Source organism: Enterobacter sp. SECR19-1250, from assembly GCF_013391025.1.
In the GTDB taxonomy this organism is placed as follows: domain Bacteria; phylum Pseudomonadota; class Gammaproteobacteria; order Enterobacterales; family Enterobacteriaceae; genus Enterobacter; species Enterobacter cloacae.
In genome coordinates this window covers 55,574-72,399 of sequence record NZ_JACASJ010000002.1, presented here as the reverse complement: position 1 = coordinate 72,399, position 16,826 = coordinate 55,574, and the positions used below count along the sequence as shown (strand labels likewise).

At 57.0% G+C, this 16,826-nt stretch carries 18 protein-coding genes and 2 tRNA genes; 13 read left to right on the top strand and 7 right to left on the bottom strand.

All coding sequences use genetic code 11. The annotated features are described in order from the left end of the window. Positions 1 to 114 precede the first annotated feature (114 nt). Positions 115 to 1,623, top strand: coding sequence for an NCS1 family nucleobase:cation symporter-1 (locus HX884_RS00940; RefSeq protein WP_038419053.1), 1,509 nt, complete (start codon positions 115 to 117; stop codon positions 1,621 to 1,623). Beyond that, the gene (guaD, locus tag HX884_RS00935) at positions 1,623 to 2,939 is read left to right on the top strand and encodes a guanine deaminase (RefSeq protein ID WP_178327493.1); all 1,317 of its coding nucleotides are present in this window, start codon (positions 1,623 to 1,625) and stop codon (positions 2,937 to 2,939) included. Before HX884_RS00940 ends, guaD begins: the two co-directional genes overlap by 1 nt. Here the strand turns inward: guaD and uraH are convergent. Together uraH and uraD are read right to left on the bottom strand one after the other, a co-directional pair. After that, complete coding sequence (gene uraH / locus HX884_RS00930; RefSeq protein WP_013097234.1) at positions 2,919 to 3,242, bottom strand: hydroxyisourate hydrolase; 324 nt, start codon at positions 3,240 to 3,242, stop codon at positions 2,919 to 2,921. The two genes, guaD and uraH, sit on opposite strands and share 21 nt — an antisense overlap. After that, a complete protein-coding gene (gene uraD, locus HX884_RS00925; protein WP_178327492.1) occupies positions 3,239 to 3,739 on the bottom strand; it encodes a 2-oxo-4-hydroxy-4-carboxy-5-ureidoimidazoline decarboxylase in 501 nt (166 codons plus the stop codon). The genes uraH and uraD overlap by 4 nt, the downstream gene beginning before the upstream one ends. A 240-nt stretch (positions 3,740 to 3,979) precedes the next feature. On the opposite strand from uraD, the gene hpxO reads away from it, so the two are divergent. The 3 genes from hpxO to HX884_RS00910 are packed head-to-tail and all read left to right on the top strand — an operon-like array spanning position 3,980 to position 7,149. Next, entirely contained in the window at positions 3,980 to 5,134 is a 1,155-nt protein-coding gene (gene hpxO / locus HX884_RS00920) for an FAD-dependent urate hydroxylase HpxO (RefSeq protein ID WP_178327491.1), read from the top strand. 17 nt (positions 5,135 to 5,151) lie between these two features. Beyond that, positions 5,152 to 6,186, top strand: coding sequence for a molybdenum cofactor-independent xanthine hydroxylase subunit HpxD (gene hpxD, locus HX884_RS00915; protein ID WP_013097237.1), 1,035 nt, complete (start codon positions 5,152 to 5,154; stop codon positions 6,184 to 6,186). Between the two features lie 12 nt (positions 6,187 to 6,198). Continuing rightward, positions 6,199 to 7,149: a PDR/VanB family oxidoreductase gene (locus tag HX884_RS00910; protein ID WP_178327490.1), complete on the top strand. Its 951-nt coding sequence runs from the start codon at positions 6,199 to 6,201 to the stop codon at positions 7,147 to 7,149. Positions 7,150 to 7,193: 44 nt separating this feature from the next. On the opposite strand, the gene HX884_RS00905 is transcribed toward HX884_RS00910, so the two are convergent. Next, positions 7,194 to 7,281, bottom strand: a tRNA-Ser gene (locus HX884_RS00905). A gap of 236 nt (positions 7,282 to 7,517) precedes the next feature. Here HX884_RS00905 and HX884_RS00900 point away from each other — a divergent pair. From HX884_RS00900 to HX884_RS00890, 3 genes are read left to right on the top strand one after another with little or no spacing between them, the layout of a single operon-like run. Continuing rightward, positions 7,518 to 8,522, top strand: coding sequence for an ABC transporter substrate-binding protein (locus HX884_RS00900; protein ID WP_178327489.1), 1,005 nt, complete (start codon positions 7,518 to 7,520; stop codon positions 8,520 to 8,522). After that, positions 8,522 to 9,553 carry an iron ABC transporter permease gene (locus HX884_RS00895; RefSeq protein WP_178327488.1) on the top strand — a complete coding sequence of 344 codons (1,032 nt, stop codon included), beginning with the start codon at positions 8,522 to 8,524 and terminating at the stop codon, positions 9,551 to 9,553. Before HX884_RS00900 ends, HX884_RS00895 begins: the two co-directional genes overlap by 1 nt. After that, entirely contained in the window at positions 9,550 to 10,323 is a 774-nt protein-coding gene (locus tag HX884_RS00890; protein ID WP_040021603.1) for an ABC transporter ATP-binding protein, read from the top strand. The genes HX884_RS00895 and HX884_RS00890 overlap by 4 nt, the downstream gene beginning before the upstream one ends. Before the next feature lie 49 nt (positions 10,324 to 10,372). On the opposite strand, the gene HX884_RS00885 is transcribed toward HX884_RS00890, so the two are convergent. Together HX884_RS00885 and HX884_RS00880 are read right to left on the bottom strand one after the other, a co-directional pair. Further along, positions 10,373 to 10,460 (bottom strand) — tRNA-Ser (locus HX884_RS00885). 143 nt (positions 10,461 to 10,603) lie between these two features. Continuing rightward, on the bottom strand, positions 10,604 to 12,232 hold the full coding sequence (locus HX884_RS00880; RefSeq protein ID WP_038985574.1) for an ABC transporter substrate-binding protein: 1,629 nt from the start codon (positions 12,230 to 12,232) through the stop codon (positions 10,604 to 10,606). Between the two features lie 269 nt (positions 12,233 to 12,501). On the opposite strand from HX884_RS00880, the gene yccA reads away from it, so the two are divergent. Continuing rightward, the gene (yccA, locus tag HX884_RS00875; RefSeq protein ID WP_013097244.1) at positions 12,502 to 13,161 is read left to right on the top strand and encodes an FtsH protease modulator YccA; all 660 of its coding nucleotides are present in this window, start codon (positions 12,502 to 12,504) and stop codon (positions 13,159 to 13,161) included. An 87-nt stretch (positions 13,162 to 13,248) separates the two neighbouring features. After that, positions 13,249 to 13,578, top strand: coding sequence for a sulfurtransferase TusE (gene tusE / locus HX884_RS00870; RefSeq protein ID WP_013097245.1), 330 nt, complete (start codon positions 13,249 to 13,251; stop codon positions 13,576 to 13,578). On the opposite strand, the gene yccX is transcribed toward tusE, so the two are convergent. After that, on the bottom strand, positions 13,575 to 13,856 hold the full coding sequence (yccX, locus tag HX884_RS00865; RefSeq protein WP_020689682.1) for an acylphosphatase: 282 nt from the start codon (positions 13,854 to 13,856) through the stop codon (positions 13,575 to 13,577). The two genes, tusE and yccX, sit on opposite strands and share 4 nt — an antisense overlap. Positions 13,857 to 13,948: 92 nt before the next feature. On the opposite strand from yccX, the gene rlmI reads away from it, so the two are divergent. Both rlmI and hspQ read left to right on the top strand, forming a co-directional pair. Then, on the top strand, positions 13,949 to 15,139 hold the full coding sequence (rlmI, locus tag HX884_RS00860) for a 23S rRNA (cytosine(1962)-C(5))-methyltransferase RlmI (protein WP_178327487.1): 1,191 nt from the start codon (positions 13,949 to 13,951) through the stop codon (positions 15,137 to 15,139). Positions 15,140 to 15,199: 60 nt separating this feature from the next. Next, positions 15,200 to 15,517 (top strand): heat shock protein HspQ, encoded by a 318-nt coding sequence (gene hspQ / locus HX884_RS00855; RefSeq protein ID WP_013097248.1) that lies wholly within the window; start codon positions 15,200 to 15,202, stop codon positions 15,515 to 15,517. 33 nt (positions 15,518 to 15,550) lie between these two features. Here hspQ and HX884_RS00850 read toward each other — a convergent pair whose 3' ends face one another. Then, a complete protein-coding gene (locus HX884_RS00850) occupies positions 15,551 to 15,967 on the bottom strand; it encodes a CoA-binding protein (protein WP_178327486.1) in 417 nt (138 codons plus the stop codon). A 172-nt stretch (positions 15,968 to 16,139) separates the two neighbouring features. Here HX884_RS00850 and HX884_RS00845 point away from each other — a divergent pair, with 172 nt between their 5' ends. Next, the gene (locus tag HX884_RS00845) at positions 16,140 to 16,802 is read left to right on the top strand and encodes a DUF2057 family protein (RefSeq protein WP_013097250.1); all 663 of its coding nucleotides are present in this window, start codon (positions 16,140 to 16,142) and stop codon (positions 16,800 to 16,802) included. The last annotated feature ends 24 nt before the right edge of the window (positions 16,803 to 16,826 follow it).

Here is a 16,826-nt window from a genome sequence, read left to right as displayed (position 1 = left end):
GAATCGTATACATAAAAATAAAATATTGCATACAAGATTTATTATTTTGGCCTGAATCCTGCAACACCGTCTGCACTCCCACTCAACGGGTTTTCATTCACAGGAGCAGGTTTCATGCCAAACAGACAAAATATGCAACACGGTACGGCCGCTGATTCCGGTGCGGTATACAGCCCACGGCTTTGCAATGAGGATTTGGCACCGACGCGTGACCAGAACTGGAGCTGGTACAACATCTTTTCTTTCTGGATGTCCGACGTCCACAGCATGGGGGGATACGTGGTCGCCGCGAGCTTCTTTACGCTCGGGCTGGCAAGCTGGCAGGTGTTGCTCTGCCTGCTGGTGGGAATTTGCATTGTGCAGTTGTGTGCCAACCTGGTGGCGAAACCGAGCCAGATGGCGGGCGTGCCGTATGCGGTGATCAGCCGTCAGGCCTTTGGCGTGTTCGGGGCGAACATTCCGGCGGTGATCCGCGGGCTTATCGCCTTTGCCTGGTACGGCATTCAGACCTATCTGGCCGCTAACGCCCTGATGCTGGTGGCGCTGAAGTTCTGGCCGTCGCTCTCGTCGCTCACCACCGGCGCGTTCCTCGGGCTGTCGCACCTGGGCTGGGTCTGCTTTGCCATTATGTGGGTATTGCAGGCAATGGTCTTCTGGCACGGCATGAATGCCATCAAGCGCTTTATCGACATCGCCGGCCCGGCGGTGTATGTGGTGATGCTGGCGCTGGCAGGATGGATTGTATACAAGACCGGATTCGACGGGATCTCCTTTACCCTCGCCAGCAAATCCCTGAGCGCGGGCGAGCAGACCTGGCAGATGATCACCGCCACGGCGCTGGTGGTTTCCTACTTCTCAGGCCCGTTGCTCAACTTTGGTGATTTCTCCCGCTACGGCAAAAGCATGGGGGAAATCCGCCGCGGTAACCGCTGGGGCCTGCCGTTTAACTTCCTGCTGTTCTCCATCGTGACTGTGGTGATTGTCTCCGGTACCCAGTCGCTGTTTGGCCGCATGATCACCGACCCAATTGAAACCGTCAGCCGCGTGGGCAACGATCTGGCGGTGGCGATTGGTCTGTTGACCATGATCACCGCCACCATCGGGATTAACATCGTGGCCAACTTCGTCTCCCCGGCGTTTGATTTCTCTAACTGTTCCCCGCAGAAAATCAGCTTCCGCACCGGGGGAATGATTGCCGCCGTCGGCTCGATCCTGTTAACCCCATGGAACCTGTTTAACTCCCCGGAACTTATTCATTACACCCTGGATGTGCTGGGGGCGTTTATCGGTCCGCTGTTCGGTATCCTGATTGCCGATTTCTACCTGATTAAGCGTGGCAAGGTATCCGTGGACGACCTGTTCGATGACACGCCAGAAGGGAAATACTGGTACCGCAACGGCTTTAACCCGAAAGCCATCGGCGCGCTGATCCCCTCGGTTGCCGTCGGGCTGGTGATAAGCTTCATCCCGGCGCTGCATGAGGTGGCAAACTTTAGCTGGTTCATTGGCGTGTTCCTTGGCGGGGTAACCTACCGCTGGCTGGCGCGCGAAGAGCGCGAAGGGGCGTCCGCCGCTCACTTCACGGCACGCGAGGCCACGCAAACAATCAGACAGGAGCCGTGATGGATTACCAGACTGCGATACGCGGTGCATTTTTCGATATCGCCCGGGTCTGCGACAGCGCAGACCTGATTGCCGAACATGCGCGCTACCAGGAGGACGGCCTGCTGTTTATTTACCACGGGAAAATCGTGGCGCTCATGGCCTGGCAGGAGGGAGAGCAATATCTTGACCCGCACAAGGGTTACACCGACCTGCGCGGCAAACTGCTGCTGCCCGGCTTTATCGATACCCACGTTCATTACCCGCAGACCGAGATGATCGGCGCCTTCGGCGAGCAACTGCTGGAGTGGCTGACCACCTATATGTTTCCGGTGGAGAGCCAGTTTGCCGACGAGAGCTACGCAAAAGAGATTGCAGAATTTTTCATAAATCAACTGGTGAGCCACGGCACTACCACCGCACTGGTGTTTTGCACACTGCATCCGCAATCGGTGGATTCGCTGTTTACCGAAGCATCGCGCCTGAATATGCGCCTGATCGCCGGGAAGGTGATGATGGACCGGCACACCCCGGACTACCTGACCGAAACGGCACAACAGAGCTACCAGCAGACGCGGGATCTAATCCAGCGCTGGCACCACCATGGACGGCTGGGGTATGCCATTACGCCACGCTTTGCTCCCACCTCATCACCGGAACTGCTGGCAGCGGTTCGTTTACTCAGAGAGGAGTTTCCGGACACCTGGCTGCAGACCCATCTGAGCGAAAACCCGAACGAAGTGGCCTGGGTTAATGACCTGTGGCCGGAGCATGAACGTTATCTGGATGTCTATCACCACTACGGCCTCACCGGCGAGCGCAGCGTGTTTGCTCACGGGATCCATCTGCACCACAGCGAGTGGCAGTGCCTGCACGACACCGGATCGGCGGTGGCGTTTTGCCCTACCTCCAATCTGTTTCTTGGCAGCGGGCTGTTTCGGTTACCCGCCTGCTGGCAGCACAAGGTGCGGATGGGTATCGGCACCGACGTCGGCGCGGGTACCACCTTCAGCATGCTGCGCACGCTGGGGGAAGCTTACAAGGTGGGTCAGTTGCAGAGCTATCGCCTGCGCGCCAGCGAGGCCTTTTATCATGCCACGCTGGGTGGCGCGCATGCCCTGCGTCTGGATGACAAAATTGGCAACTTCGTACCGGGCAAAGAGGCCGATTTTATCGTGATCGACCCGGCCGTCACCCCGCTGCAGCGCCTGCGTAGCGGGCGCTGCAAGGATATCTACGAGCAACTGTTTGTGCTGATGACCCTGGGCGACGAGCGTAATATCAGCCAAACCTGGGTCAACGGCGAGCCAGTGTGGTCAGCTGCCGCGGTAGGTTGACCAGCCGCCAGGAGCAATCACAAACGGCAGATGGAAGTGCTCATCTGCCGTTTCGCCGATAAGAAAATCAATCTGCGCACAGGGATAGAGCGTGTCGCGCCCCGTTTCGCTAAACCAGGCGCCAGTCTCGGCCACCAGCCGATAGCGGCCCGCAGGCAGGACGGGAACAAATTCGGTGATGCGGCCCTGCGCGTTGGTCACGCCAGTTGCGATGATCTCCGCGTCCTGTTCAAGGCGTACCGTCACCCCCTGCGCGGGTTTGCCCGTCGAAATATCCAGAATATGTGTACTGAGCGTGCTCATGCGCCAATGACTCCTTCCAGTCGTAATAAGGTAATTTCCCGCAGCTGATCCAGTGCGGCCTGCACCTCCTGCGCATCGCTGTTTTCCAGCCGCGCGTTCAGGGCCTGGAGGATCTCCTCCCCGCTGCGGCCTTTGGCGCGGATCAGAAAGACGCGCCCGAAACGGCTTTCGTAGCGGGCATTGCCTGCCCGTAACGCCTCAGCAAGTCGGGCATCATCATGATTCACCGCTCCCTGCTCCCGACGCGACAGCGCCGCCTCCGCCTGCGTGCCCATGGGCTTCTCACCGATGCGCGGATGCGCGCTCAGGGCCCGCGTGAGCGCGTGTTCATCCCAGCTATGTGTCAGCGCCTGGGCCGCGTTAAACAAAACCTCCCGGCTCGGATAAGGCCGCCCGGCGACCAGCGCCTCGGCCCAGCCGGGAATGGCCACGCAAGGGTGTAATAGCGTAAGCACCTCTTCGAGACTTCGGTAATTAAAATCGTCCAGCGTTATCATGGTTCCTCCCGTGTCATCATCGTCCCTGAACATTGCACAAAACACGCCACTCTTGCCTGAGACCTGAAACAGTTGATTCCTTAACCCTAAACCGGAAATTATTGATTCATAAAAAGGCATTCCCACCGCGATAACGCACCTTAGCAGTGCAAACATCCCTCCCACAACGCCCTTTACCCCACTCTGCAGCCTGGTACGCAAATTGCTGATGTTAATGACACCCGGCAAAAGGAGAGAAGCATGAAAGCAATCGTCGTTGGTGCGGGCATTGGTGGCCTGAGCGCCGCTGTCGCGCTGGAAAAGGCGGGCATCGACTGTACCGTGTTTGAAGCAGTAAAAGAGATCAAACCCGTTGGCGCGGCCATCTCCATCTGGCCCAACGGGGTGAAATGCATGCAGCACCTCGGCATGGGCGACATTATTGAGACATACGGCGGGCCGATGCGCTTTATGGCCTACAAGGATCACCGGCGCGGCGACACGTTGACCCGCTTTAGCCTGGCCCCGCTGGTGGAGCGCACCGGGGGACGCCCCTGCCCCGTCTCGCGCGCTGAACTGCAGCGCGAGATGCTGGACTTCTGGGGTCGCGAGCGGGTGCAGTTCGGCAAGCGCGTCGAACACGTCCGGGAAGATGATGCTGGCGTCAGCGTAACATTTACCGACGGCAGCACGGCGACGGGCGATTTTCTGATTGCCGCCGATGGCAGCCATTCGGCGGTGCGCCCGTACGTGCTGGGGTATACCCCCGAGCGCCGCTACGCCGGTTACGTTAACTGGAACGGACTGGTGAAGATTGATGAAGAGATTGCCCCCGCCCACCAGTGGACCACGTTCGTGGGAGAAGGCAAGCGTGTGTCGCTGATGCCCGTCTCCGGTGGCCGCTTCTATTTCTTTTTTGATGTCCCGCTTCCCCTCGGTCTGGCGGAAGATCGCACCACCCTCAGAGCCGATCTCACGGGTTACTTCCGCGGCTGGGCGCCGCCGGTGCAGAAGCTGATCGCCGCGCTGGATCCGAATACCACCAACCGCATAGAAATCCACGACATTGAGCCCTTCGACAGCCTGGTACGCGGCCACGTGGCGCTGCTCGGCGATGCGGCGCACAGCACCACGCCGGATATCGGCCAGGGCGGCTGCGCGGCGCTGGAGGATGCGGTTGTGCTGGGTGATTGTCTGCGCGAAAACCACAACATTACGCTGGCGCTGCGGCAGTACGAAGCCCTGCGCTGTGACCGGGTACGCGACCTGGTGCTGAAGGCTCGCAAGCGCTGTGACGTCACGCACGGTAAAGATATGGCGTTAACCAGAGCCTGGTATCAGGAGCTGAGAGAGGAGACCGGGGAGCGCATCATCAACGGTTTGTGCGACACCATTCAGGGTGGACCATTAGGCTGAACGTAAGAGGAATACACATGAATAAAGCACCTGTACCACCCGCCCATTGCACGTTTGAGCCAGAGGACTGGCTGCGTCTGGCAAAGTGCTGGCATCCGGTTGCGCGCGCCTGCGACATTGGCGCGGCGCCGGTTAAGGCGACCCTGCTTGACGAAGCGCTGGTTATCTACCGCGTGAAAGGCCAGGTCGTGGTCGCCCGCGATGTTTGTCCGCATCGCGGCGTGCCGCTGACGCTGGGCTTTCATGATGAGCACGGGATTATCTGCCCCTACCATGGCCTGCGCTTCGGGGAAGATGGCCGCTGCAACCGTATTCCCTCCAGCCCCGACCAGCCAGTACCGGCGAAACTCAACCTGATTAACTACGCCGTGGAGGAGCGCTTTGGCTTGATCTGGACGTGTCTGGCGTTTGACCCGGATAACCCGATGCCGCTGCCCACCATGCCACACTGGGATGACGACGGCTTTCAGCAGATCAACTGTCCGGCGTTTGAGGTGAATGGCTTCGCTGGCCGTCAGGTGGAAGGATTTTTGGATGTGGCGCATTTTGCGTGGATCCACACCAGCACCTTTGCGGACCCGGATAACCAGCTCGTCCCGACCTATCAGCCACAGGAAACACCGTTTGGCTTTGTAGCGGACTACTGGAGTTCGGTGAGCAATTATCCCGCCAGCGCTGACGTGCAGGCGCCGGAAGGCTTCCAGTGGCTGCGCCATTTTGAAATGCATTTGCCGTTTACCGCCACCCTGACGATCCATTTTCCGGGCGAATCCCGGCTGGTGATCATGAACGCCGCGTCGCCGGTCTCGTCACGCGTCACCCGCATGTTTGCCCCGATTGCGCGCAACTTTGATCTGCATATCCCGGTGGAAGAGGTGCATGCCTTTAACCTGCGGATTTTTGAGGAAGACCGCCTGATGGTCGAGACCCAGCGCCCGGAAAGTTTGCCGTTGGATCTGACCCTTGAAGCCCATATTCCCGCGGATAAAAGCTCGATTGCCTATCGCCGGGGGCTGAAAAAGATGGGTTTTGGCGCGTTTTTCCTGGTCTGATGGAGGGCTGTCATGAGTGATATTTTAAGCGTTATCGTCGACGGGCTGTGGCGTCAGGGGAACAAAAGCCTCGCCGTCAGGCTGGTGGCGGAAAACGGTGAAGCGCTGCCAGAGTGGCAGCCCGGTGCGCATATCGACGTGCATCTGCCCTGCGGGGTAATTCGTCAGTATTCTCTGACCGGCCCATGCGGGAGTGAAGGCTATCTGATCTGCGTGGGCCGGGAGACCGCCTCGCGTGGCGGGTCGCGCTATATTCATGAGACGCTGCGTCCCGGTCAGACGCTGCTGATCTCCGCACCGCGCAATCTGTTTGCCCTGCAGGAGGCCGAACGGGTGTTGTTGCTGGCTGCGGGGATCGGGATTACGCCACTGTATGCCATGGCCCTGCAGCTGGAAGCAGCCGGAACCCCGTTCACTCTGCACTATTATGTCAGACACGCTGAAAGCGCGGCTTTCGCCCGCGAACTGGCGCAGTTTGAGCATGGTAAGTGCGTTATCCATACCACCAGCCCGCGCACGTTGCTGGCAGAGCATATCCCGGTGGCCGCGGCGAGTCTTCACGCCTGGGTCTGTGGCCCGGCTGGGTTTATGGAAAAAGTACGTGAGGTGGCGACGGCGAAAGGCTGGGATGGCGCCACGATCCACAGCGAGGCGTTTCAACCCGCTGCGCCTGATACCGGCGCTGAAAGTGGCGAGATCTTCACGGTTAAACTGGCCTCCACCGGAGAGCGCTGGCCTGTGCCGGCAGATAAAACTATTGCCCAGGTGCTACAGGAAAACGGTGTGGCCGTACCGCTCTCCTGCGAGATGGGGATCTGCGGTGCGTGTCTGACACCGGTGATTGACGGCGTGGTGGATCACCGGGACAGCGTACAGTCAGAGGCAGAGAAAAACGCCCCGAACCCGCATGTGGCGCTGTGTTGCTCAAGAAGTCATTCCGCTGAGCTGGTGATTGGGCTGTAAAACGAAAAAACCCTGCGATAGTGCTATCGCAGGGTTTTCGAATTTGGCGGAAGCGTAGAGATTCGAACTCTAGAACCCTTTCGGGTCGCCGGTTTTCAAGACCGGTGCCTTCAACCGCTCGGCCACGCTTCCAAAGTGAGGCGCACTATAAACATCTCTGAGCATGATGTAAAGCGTGAAATTGCATAAAGTTACACTTGCTCACCATCACCCCGCCCTCTGGCGTCATGACTCACTTCGGCGACGTTAATCTGAATATGAAGTTTCCCTCTCATTACAGGCACCGGCAAATGTCCGGCAGGCAGCGTGTTGCGCTCAATCACAATATATGTATTATGTTATAACATAACAACTTGGGATTGGTTCTTATGCTTCTGAAAAAAGGGTTATTACTGACAGTACTGCTGGCCATGGCACCAGCCACGTTTGCAGCAACAACTTACCCGCTGACGATTGAAAACTGCGGCGTCAGGCAGACCTTTACGCAAGCGCCACAGCGCGTCGTTACCGTGGGTCAGCATGAAACGGAATTGCTGCTCGCGCTGGGGCTGGAAAAATCTGTCGCCGCAACCTCAGTCTGGTTCGGCAAACTCCCGGATTCGCTGGCTGATGCCGGAAAAAAACTCCCCCGCCTTGCGGATAACTCCCCCTCTTTTGAAGCCGTGGTGGGACAAAAACCGGAACTCGTCCTCGCTCAGTATCACTGGCATATTGGCCCGCAGGGCGAGGTGGGAACACGCGAGCAGTTTGCATCACTGGGGATCAAGACGTGGATCTCCCCTGCCGACTGCACGGACAAAATGGTGACGGCAACCTCAAACGCTGACGGAGCACGGAGCACGCCGTTTTCACTGGCAGAAATAAAACACGAAGTCACAGACCTGGCCGCCATCTTTGATGTTCCCGCGCGCGGCGAGCAGCTCAATCGTGAGCTGACAGAACGGATTCAGAAAGCGCAGGCGCGCATCTCAGCAAAACCCCTGAAGGTTGTCTTCTGGTTTTCAAGCAGCCGCCTGAATGGCGATCCCTGGGTGGCAGGGAATTACGGCGCGCCTGGCTGGATAAGCCGCACGCTGGGGTTAAAGAACGTTATTGACTCGCATGATGAATGGCCCGCTGTCACCTGGGAACATATTGCCCAAATGCAGCCAGACGTTATCGTCATCGCTCAGATGTCACGCAGGCTCTACCCTGCCGATGACGCCGCGATAAAAGAGGCCTTTTTACGACGCGATCCGGTGACAAGAAACATTCCGGCGGTCAGGAATAATCAGATTATTATGGTGCCCGCAATGTCGTTAAACCCTTCTTTACGTAACGTCGACGCGGTTGAGCTTATCAGCGATCGGCTGGCTTCATTCCAGGGCGAATAATGAGTCATGTATCTTCTCCCCGCCGCCAGCAGGGGTTAATGGCGTCAGGCGCCGTGGCATTGCCGCTGATGCTGGTCTTTGCCGCAAGTATCGGCGATATGCCGGTATCGTATGCCGTTACCGGAAAAGCGATCCTCAATGGTCTTGGGCTGACTGCATACGTTCTGCCGCAACCCGAGGAAGGCATCGTCTGGCAGTACCGCATGAGCCGCGCATTAATGGCAGCATGCAGCGGCGGCGGCCTGGCGCTGTGCGGGCTGGTGCTCCAGTCAATACTGCGTAACCCCCTGGCGGAGCCCTATCTGCTGGGCATCTCCGCAGGCGCTTCGCTGGGGGCCGTCTGCGTGATGCTGCTCGGTATCGGGGGGAGCGTGATTGGCGTGAGCAGCGGTGCGTTTGTTGGCGCCTGCGCCGCTTTTGCGCTCATCATGTTGATTACAAACGGCATGAGCGCAAGCCCGTCGCGCATTTTGCTGGCAGGCATTGCGGGCACACAGCTCTTCAACGCCATGACCGCATATATCGTCAGCACCTCCGCCAATGCCGAGCAGTCGCGTAGCGTTATGTTCTGGCTAATGGGCAGCCTGAGCGGTGTGCGCTGGCCAGACGCGCTGCTGGCGCTGGCCGTTACGTTGACGGGCCTGCTGATGGTATGCCTCTTTGCGCGGGCGCTGGACACCTTTACCTTTGGAGACGAGGTCTCTACCACCCTCGGGATTCCGGTGACCGCTGTACGAATTATCCTGTTGCTGACCTGCGCGTTCGTCACCGCAACCCTGGTCAGCGCCATAGGCGCAGTGGGATTTGTGGGGCTGGTCATTCCCCATGTGACGCGCATGCTCAGCGGTCCGGGCCATCGCCGCACGATCCCGCTGACGTTTCTTATCGGCGCGCACTTTATGATCCTGGCCGATGTCGTGTCACGCACGCTGATTGTGCACCAGGTGCTTCCCATCGGCGTGGTGACGGCACTGGTGGGCGCACCTGTCTTTGTGGCGCTGCTTTATCAAAACCGGAAGGAGCATCCATGAATATTTCCGTCTCCGGGTTAAGTGTGACCCGACAAGCACAGACGGTGCTTGAGGATATCGATCTCGACCTGTCATCCGGGCAGATTGTCGGCCTGTTAGGGCCAAACGGCTCGGGCAAATCAACGCTGCTACGCTGTCTTGCCGGGCTGTTTCCACACCACAGTGAACGCGTCGCGCTTAATGGCACGTCGCTTAGCGTGATGCCGTTAAAAACGCGCGCGCGGCAGTTAGCCTTCGTCCCGCAACATGCCGACGTTGAGGGAGAACTGACCGTCGAGGAAATCGTGCGGCTGGGACGTACGCCTTACCGGAAGGCGTTTCAGAGAAGCACTCGCGATGATGATATGGCGGTGGAAGAGGCGATTAGCCTCATGCGGCTATGCGGATTACGCCAGCGGCGGTGGCAGCAACTGTCTGGTGGGGAGCGTCAGCGAACCCAGATAGCGCGAGCGCTGGCACAGCAGCCCCGGGTGTTGCTGCTTGATGAGCCGACAAACCACCTGGACATTCAGCACCAGCTGGAGCTGATGCGGCTTATATCGCAACTGCCTCTTACGGTGGTGGTGGCGCTGCACGATCTCAATCTGGCGGCCAACTACTGCCAGCGGCTGATCCTGCTGAAGGCCGGGCGTATCGCGGCCACGGGCGCGCCTGCGGAGGTGCTCACCCCTGAAAATATCGAGCAAACCTGGTGCGTCAAAGCGAACGTCTACAGGGCAGACGCCGGGATGACGATCGGCTACAACATGGGTGGCATGGCGGAGGTGTAGAGCCAAAGCAAAAAACCCTGCGATATTGCTATCGCAGGGTTTTCGAATTTGGCGGAAGCGTAGAGATTCGAACTCTAGAACCCTTTCGGGTCGCCGGTTTTCAAGACCGGTGCCTTCAACCGCTCGGCCACGCTTCCTAAGTGAGGCGAACTATAAACACCTCACCGCAGGCTGTAAAGAGCACGCGCATTCGTTCGCTTTAAAAATAGCCAAATTACGTTTAATCGGTTGAATAGACAACATATTGGCCATTTTGCCAGCATAATATCCAGCGAATGTCTTAGTGTTTTTTGATGTACATATCTTTCGTGTAGTAGTACCCGAGCTTATCCGGCGTGAATCCCCCCACCCACGGCTTCACCAGGTGCGTACGAACGTAGTGATAGACAGGGATCGCCGGCACATCACGCCCCAGCAAATCCTCTGCCTGTTGATAAAACTTACCGCGCTCTTGTGCCGTTTTCGACTTCGCCGCATTCACCAGCGCTTGATCGTACTCAGGATTGCTGTACTGCGTGGTGTTTTGGCTATCCCCGGTACGGAAGTTATTCAGGAATGTGGAGGCGTCATCGTAATCGGCAATCCAGGCGTAGCGCACCGCGTCAAAGTTATGGGTGTGCATGGTATCGAGCATGGTTTTCCACTCCTGGTTCTGCAGCTTCGCCTCGACGCCCAGATTTTTCTTCCACATTGAGCTGGCAGCAATCGCGATACGCTGGTGCGTTTCAGAGGTGTTATACAGCAGATTAAAACTCAGTGGATGGCTGGCGTTATACCCGGCCTCTTCGAGCAGTTTTTTCGCCTCGGCAATTCGTTTGTCCCGCGGCCAGCTTGCGTAATCCGGGTTCTGTAACTTAACGCCACCAATGTCCGGCTGGCTGATAAGCCACGCCGGACGCTGTCCCTGCCCCATCACTTTATCTGCGATGATGTCTTTATCGAGCGCCATATTGAGCGCCTTACGCACGCGCGCATCGTTGAACGGCGGGCGGGCGGTGTTGAATTCGTAATAGTAGGTGGCAAGCTGCGGAGAGACATCCAGCTGACTGCCCAGCGTTTTCTTAAGCTGGGCGAACTGGTTGACTGGCACCGTGTAGACAATATCGATTTCTCCCGCTTTATAGCGGTTCACATCAGCCGCCTCGGAGGTGATAGGCAGATATGTCACCTTGTTGATCACAGTATGGGCATTATCCCAGTAGCGCGGGTTACGCTCCGCCACAATGCGTTCGTTAACTACCCATGAGGACAGCTTATAGGCACCGCTGCTGACGATGTGCTCGGGCTTGGTCCACTTATCGCCGAAACGCCCCACCAGGACTTTATCTATCGGCACCAGAGACGGGTGTGCCAGCATCGCCAGGAAAGCAGCATTAGGCTGAGAAAGCGTGACCTCCAGCGTGGTGTCATTGATGGCTTTCACGCCCAGCGTATCGGGCGCTTTTTTGCCTTCGGCAATTTCATTACCGTTGACGATAAGCATGCTTCCGGGATAACTGGCATACGGTGAGGCGGTTTTTGGGTCAACCAGTCGCTGCCAGCTCCAGACGATATCTTCCGCGGTGATGGCGGTACCGTCGCTCCAGGTGATGCCCGGGCGCAGATGGAACGTCCAGACGGTGTTGTCCTTGTTCTCCCATTTTTCCGCCAGCCGTGGCTGGATTTCACCCGCCGGGGAGACACTGACCAGCCCGTCGAATAAATCGCTGATAATATTGAATTCGACGTCGCTTTCGACTTTATGCGGGTCGAGCGAAGCGGGTTCACTTCCGTTATTCCTGACCAGTTCCTGCTTATCGGCCAACTGCGTTCCTGCCGGCACGTTAGCCGCCCAGGTTGCCGTGCTGGCGCACAGGATCCCGGCCGCCAGTAAAGAGAGTGTAAAGTGAGTGCGTGTTTGTGGTTTCATTTCCTTCGCCTTATTGTCTGTTTTGTGACGATCCGGAAATAACTCTTAGCGGCCTTATGTTAATAAGGCAATATTTTTCAGTAACCTATAAGAGCTTGATCTGATTAATTGTGCCAAACCGCTGTTCATACTGATTAAACGTCTTTCTGCAGAATAAATAACCAGCTCCGGCGCTAACCTGCTGAGTAAAGATGGGTAAAACCACTTTAAGACTGGCGCGCCGTTTCCTATTCTTTCCGTTAATTACATCTGTCATAAGAGAGTGACTCATGGATCGTATAATTACTTCCTCACGCGACCGCACATCGCTACTCAGCACCCACAAGGTGCTGCGCAATACGTACTTTATGCTCAGCCTGACGCTGGCGTTTTCGGCGATCACCGCCACCGCCAGCACCGTGCTGATGCTGCCGTCTCCGGGGCTGATCCTGACGCTGGTGGGGATGTACGGTCTGATGTTCCTGACCTACAAAACCGCTGACAAACCGGTCGGTATTCTTTCCGCGTTCGCCTTTACCGGCTTCCTGGGTTATATCCTGGGGCCAATCCTGAACGCGTACCTGTCTGCCGGCATGGGTGATGTGATCGGTATGGCGCTGGGCGGCACCGCGCTGGTGTTCTTCTGCTGCTCCGCCTACGTGCTGACCACCCGCAAGGACATGTCCTTCCTCGGCGGTATGCTGATGGCAGGTATCGTGGTGGTGCTGATTGGTATGGTGGCTAACATCTTCCTGCAGCTCCCTGCCCTGCACCTGGCGATTAGCGCGGTGTTTATCCTGCTGTCATCCGGCGCGATCCTGTATGAAACCAGCAACATCATTCACGGCGGTGAGACCAACTACATCCGCGCCACCGTGAGCCTGTATGTGTCGCTGTACAACATCTTCGTCAGCCTGCTGAGCATCCTGGGCTTCGCCAGCCGGGATTAAGCCAGAGTGTTGTGTACCGAGCCCCGCTTATGCGGGGCTTTGTTTTTTGGTACACTGCGGCGGTTTTTGACTGATGCGTGAATAACTATGTTGAGCTTTGAAGGTAAAGAGATCGAAACCGATAACGACGGTTATCTGAAAGACAGCCACCAGTGGAGCGAGGCGCTGGCGGAAGTGATTGCAGAAAAAGAGGCGATCGCGCTCTCCCCTGAGCACTGGGAAGTGGTGCGCTTTGTGCGCGAGTTCTATCTCGAATTCAATACCTCTCCGGCTATCCGGATGCTGGTTAAAGCCATGGCCAATAAATTCGGTGAAGAGAAAGGCAACAGCCGCTATCTGTATCGTCTGTTCCCGAAAGGCCCGGCCAAACAGGCCACCAAAATTGCCGGCCTGCCTAAACCGGTGAAATGCATTTAGTAGCGAATACCGAAGTTCATGTATTCCCGGCCGGGTTGATGCGGTTCGGTTAAGACCTTATCAACCCGGGCACTGCGCGGCCCACCCGCTTTCAGCCACGCCATCAGTTTTTCAACCTGCTCTGCCTCGCCACAGGCGACCACCTCAACGCTGCCATCATCCATGTTTCGCGCATATCCCGTTAGCCCAAGCTGAACGGCCTCGCGCTGCGTGCTGTAGCGGAAGCCCACGCCCTGAACGACGCCGTGAACCCAGGCGATAGTGCAGACTTTTGACATCTTCCTTCTCCTTATCCGTCTGGCGCGTTGCATTTCCCCGGCGAACTCGGGAAAATGGCGGCCATTTTCTTGAATCGACAGAATAGCAAATTATGAGTGTACGTTTAGTGTTAGCCAAAGGGCGCGAGAAGTCATTACTGCGCCGTCATCCCTGGGTCTTTTCCGGCGCGGTTGCCCGTATGGAAGGTAAAGCCAGCCTCGGTGAAACCATTGATATTGTTGACCATCAGGGGAAATGGTTAGCACGAGGCGCCTACTCGCCAGCCTCCCAGATCCGCGCGCGCGTCTGGACCTTCGACAAAGATGAAACCATCGATATCGACTTCTTTGTGCGTCGTTTGCAGCAGGCGCAGCAGTGGCGCGACTGGCTGGCCAAACGCGATGGTCTGGACAGCTACCGCCTGATTGCCGGAGAGTCCGACGGTCTACCGGGCGTGACCATTGACCGCTTCGGTAACTTCCTGGTCCTGCAGTTACTGAGCGCTGGGGCGGAATACCAGCGCGCCGCGCTGATCAGCGCCCTGCAGTCTCTGTTCCCGGAGTGCGCCATCTATGACCGCAGCGATGTGGCTGTGCGTAAAAAAGAGGGAATGGAACTGACCCAGGGTCCGGTGACCGGCGAACTGCCGCCTGCCCTGCTGCCTATCGAAGAGCACGGCATGAAGCTGCTGGTGGATATTCAGGGTGGTCATAAAACGGGCTATTACCTCGACCAGCGTGACAGCCGTCTGGCCACGCGTCAGTACGTTGCCGACAAACGCGTGCTCAACTGCTTCTCTTACACCGGCGGCTTTGCGGTATCGGCTTTAATGGGCGGCTGCGCGCAGGTGGTGAGCGTGGATACGTCTCAGGAAGCGCTGGATGTGGCAAAACAGAACGTCGAGCTGAACAAGCTGGATCTGAGCAAAGCCGAATTCATTCGCGACGACGTCTTCAAACTGCTGCGTAAATATCGCGATCAGGGTGAGAAGTTTGACGTTATCGTGATGGATCCGCCCAAGTTTGTGGAGAACAAAAGCCAGCTGATGGGTGCCTGCCGCGGCTATAAAGATATCAACATGCTGGCCATTCAGCTGTTGAACCCAGGCGGCGTGCTGCTCACCTTCTCCTGCTCTGGACTGATGACCACAGATTTATTTCAGAAAATCATCGCCGATGCCGCAATAGATGCTGGTCGTGATGTACAATTTATAGAGCAGTTCTGTCAGGCAGCCGATCACCCGGTGATCGCTACCTACCCGGAAGGGCTGTATCTGAAAGGGTTTGCCTGTCGCGTCATGTAACTTGAAAAGAGAAATATTGCCCGCACATAGAGTGTAAGTAGTGTTTCCCGGGAGGTGACTATGATTGCCAGCAAATTCGGTATCGGCCAGCAGGTCCGCCACACTTTGCTCGGGTATTTGGGTGTGGTCGTGGATATCGACCCGGAGTATTCCCTTGATGAACCGTCGGCGGATGAGCTGGCGGTGAACGCAGAGCTTCGCGCCGCACCCTGGTACCATGTGGTGATGGAAGGTGATGATGGACAACCCGTCCATACCTATCTTGCTGAGGCGCAGCTAAGCAGTGAATTGCAGGATGAGCATCCGGAGCAACCCACGATGGATGAACTGGCTCAGACTATCCGCAAACAGTTACAGGCTCCGCGCCTGCGGAACTAAGCGTGTAAAAAAAGCCCGATAACGGGCTTTTTTTTATGACTTTGTCAGCCCCAGCCGGGGGATTTCAATTGCCGGACAGCGATCCATCACCACCTTCAGCCCCGCCTCGCGCGCCAGCACCGCAGCCTGTTCGTTAATAACGCCTAACTGCATCCACAGCGTTTTCGCACCGATGGCAATGGCCTCCTGCGCCACGCCCCATGCAGCCTCGGAATTACGGAACACATCCACCATATCCACCTTTTCCGGTACGTCGTTTAGCGTGGCGTATCCTGGCTGGCCCAGCAAGGTCTCACCGGCCACTTTTGGTGACACAGGGATGACGTGGTAGCCCTGATCGAGAAGGTACTTCATTACCCGATAGCTTGGACGATCCGGTTTATCGCTCGCCCCCACCAGCGCAATGGTGCGTGTGGACGTCAAAATCTCGGCAATATCATTCTCTTTCATGCTTTTCCTCCTGGCTTTTTAACAAGTGTATGTCAAAGCGCACATCTCAACCATCCATCCCATACAGATGTATGAGAGCAAAAGGCCAGAATATGTCTATATGTTAGTAAACATGATTATCGACAAATTTAGATACATTATCGCGGTAAGCGTACGTTAAACAGGAGCCCCTATGAAAGCCGGCCTTGCCACTGCTGTGATTGCGTTAGTGATGCCGGTTTGCGTTTTTGCAACCACGCTTCGGCTTTCTTCCGACATTGACCTGCTGGTGCTGGACGGGAAAAAAGTCTCCAGTTCGTTATTACGCGGTGCCGACAGCATCGAACTGGATAACGGCCCTCATCAGGTGGTGTTCCGGGTGGAAAAAACCATCCGCCTTGCTAATCATGAACAACGAACGTATCTCTCTCCCCCGCTGATTATGAGCTTTAACACCCAGCAGGTAAGCCAGGTGAACTTTACGTTGCCGCGTCTGGAAACGGAAAAAGAGTCGGCGACGTTTGACGCCTCGCCGCGTGTGGAACTGGTGGATGGCGATGCCACCCCGATCCCGGTGAAGCTGGATATTCTGGCGCTGACGTCGTCACCGACGGGCACAGATTATGAGGCCGCAACCCAGGCCTATAACAAAGCGGGTAAGCGCGCCTCGCTGCCCCGGTTTGCCACCATGATGGCTGACGACAGTACACTGCTGTCCGGCGTCTCAGAGCTGGATGTGATCCCCCCTCAATCCCAGACGCTGACAGAACAACGCCTGAAATTTTGGTTTCAGCAGGCCGATCCCGACACGCGAGCCCGCTTTTTACAGTGGGTGAAGCAACAACCTTCGTCGTAAGCCACATTTTTTTCGCCTTTCTCT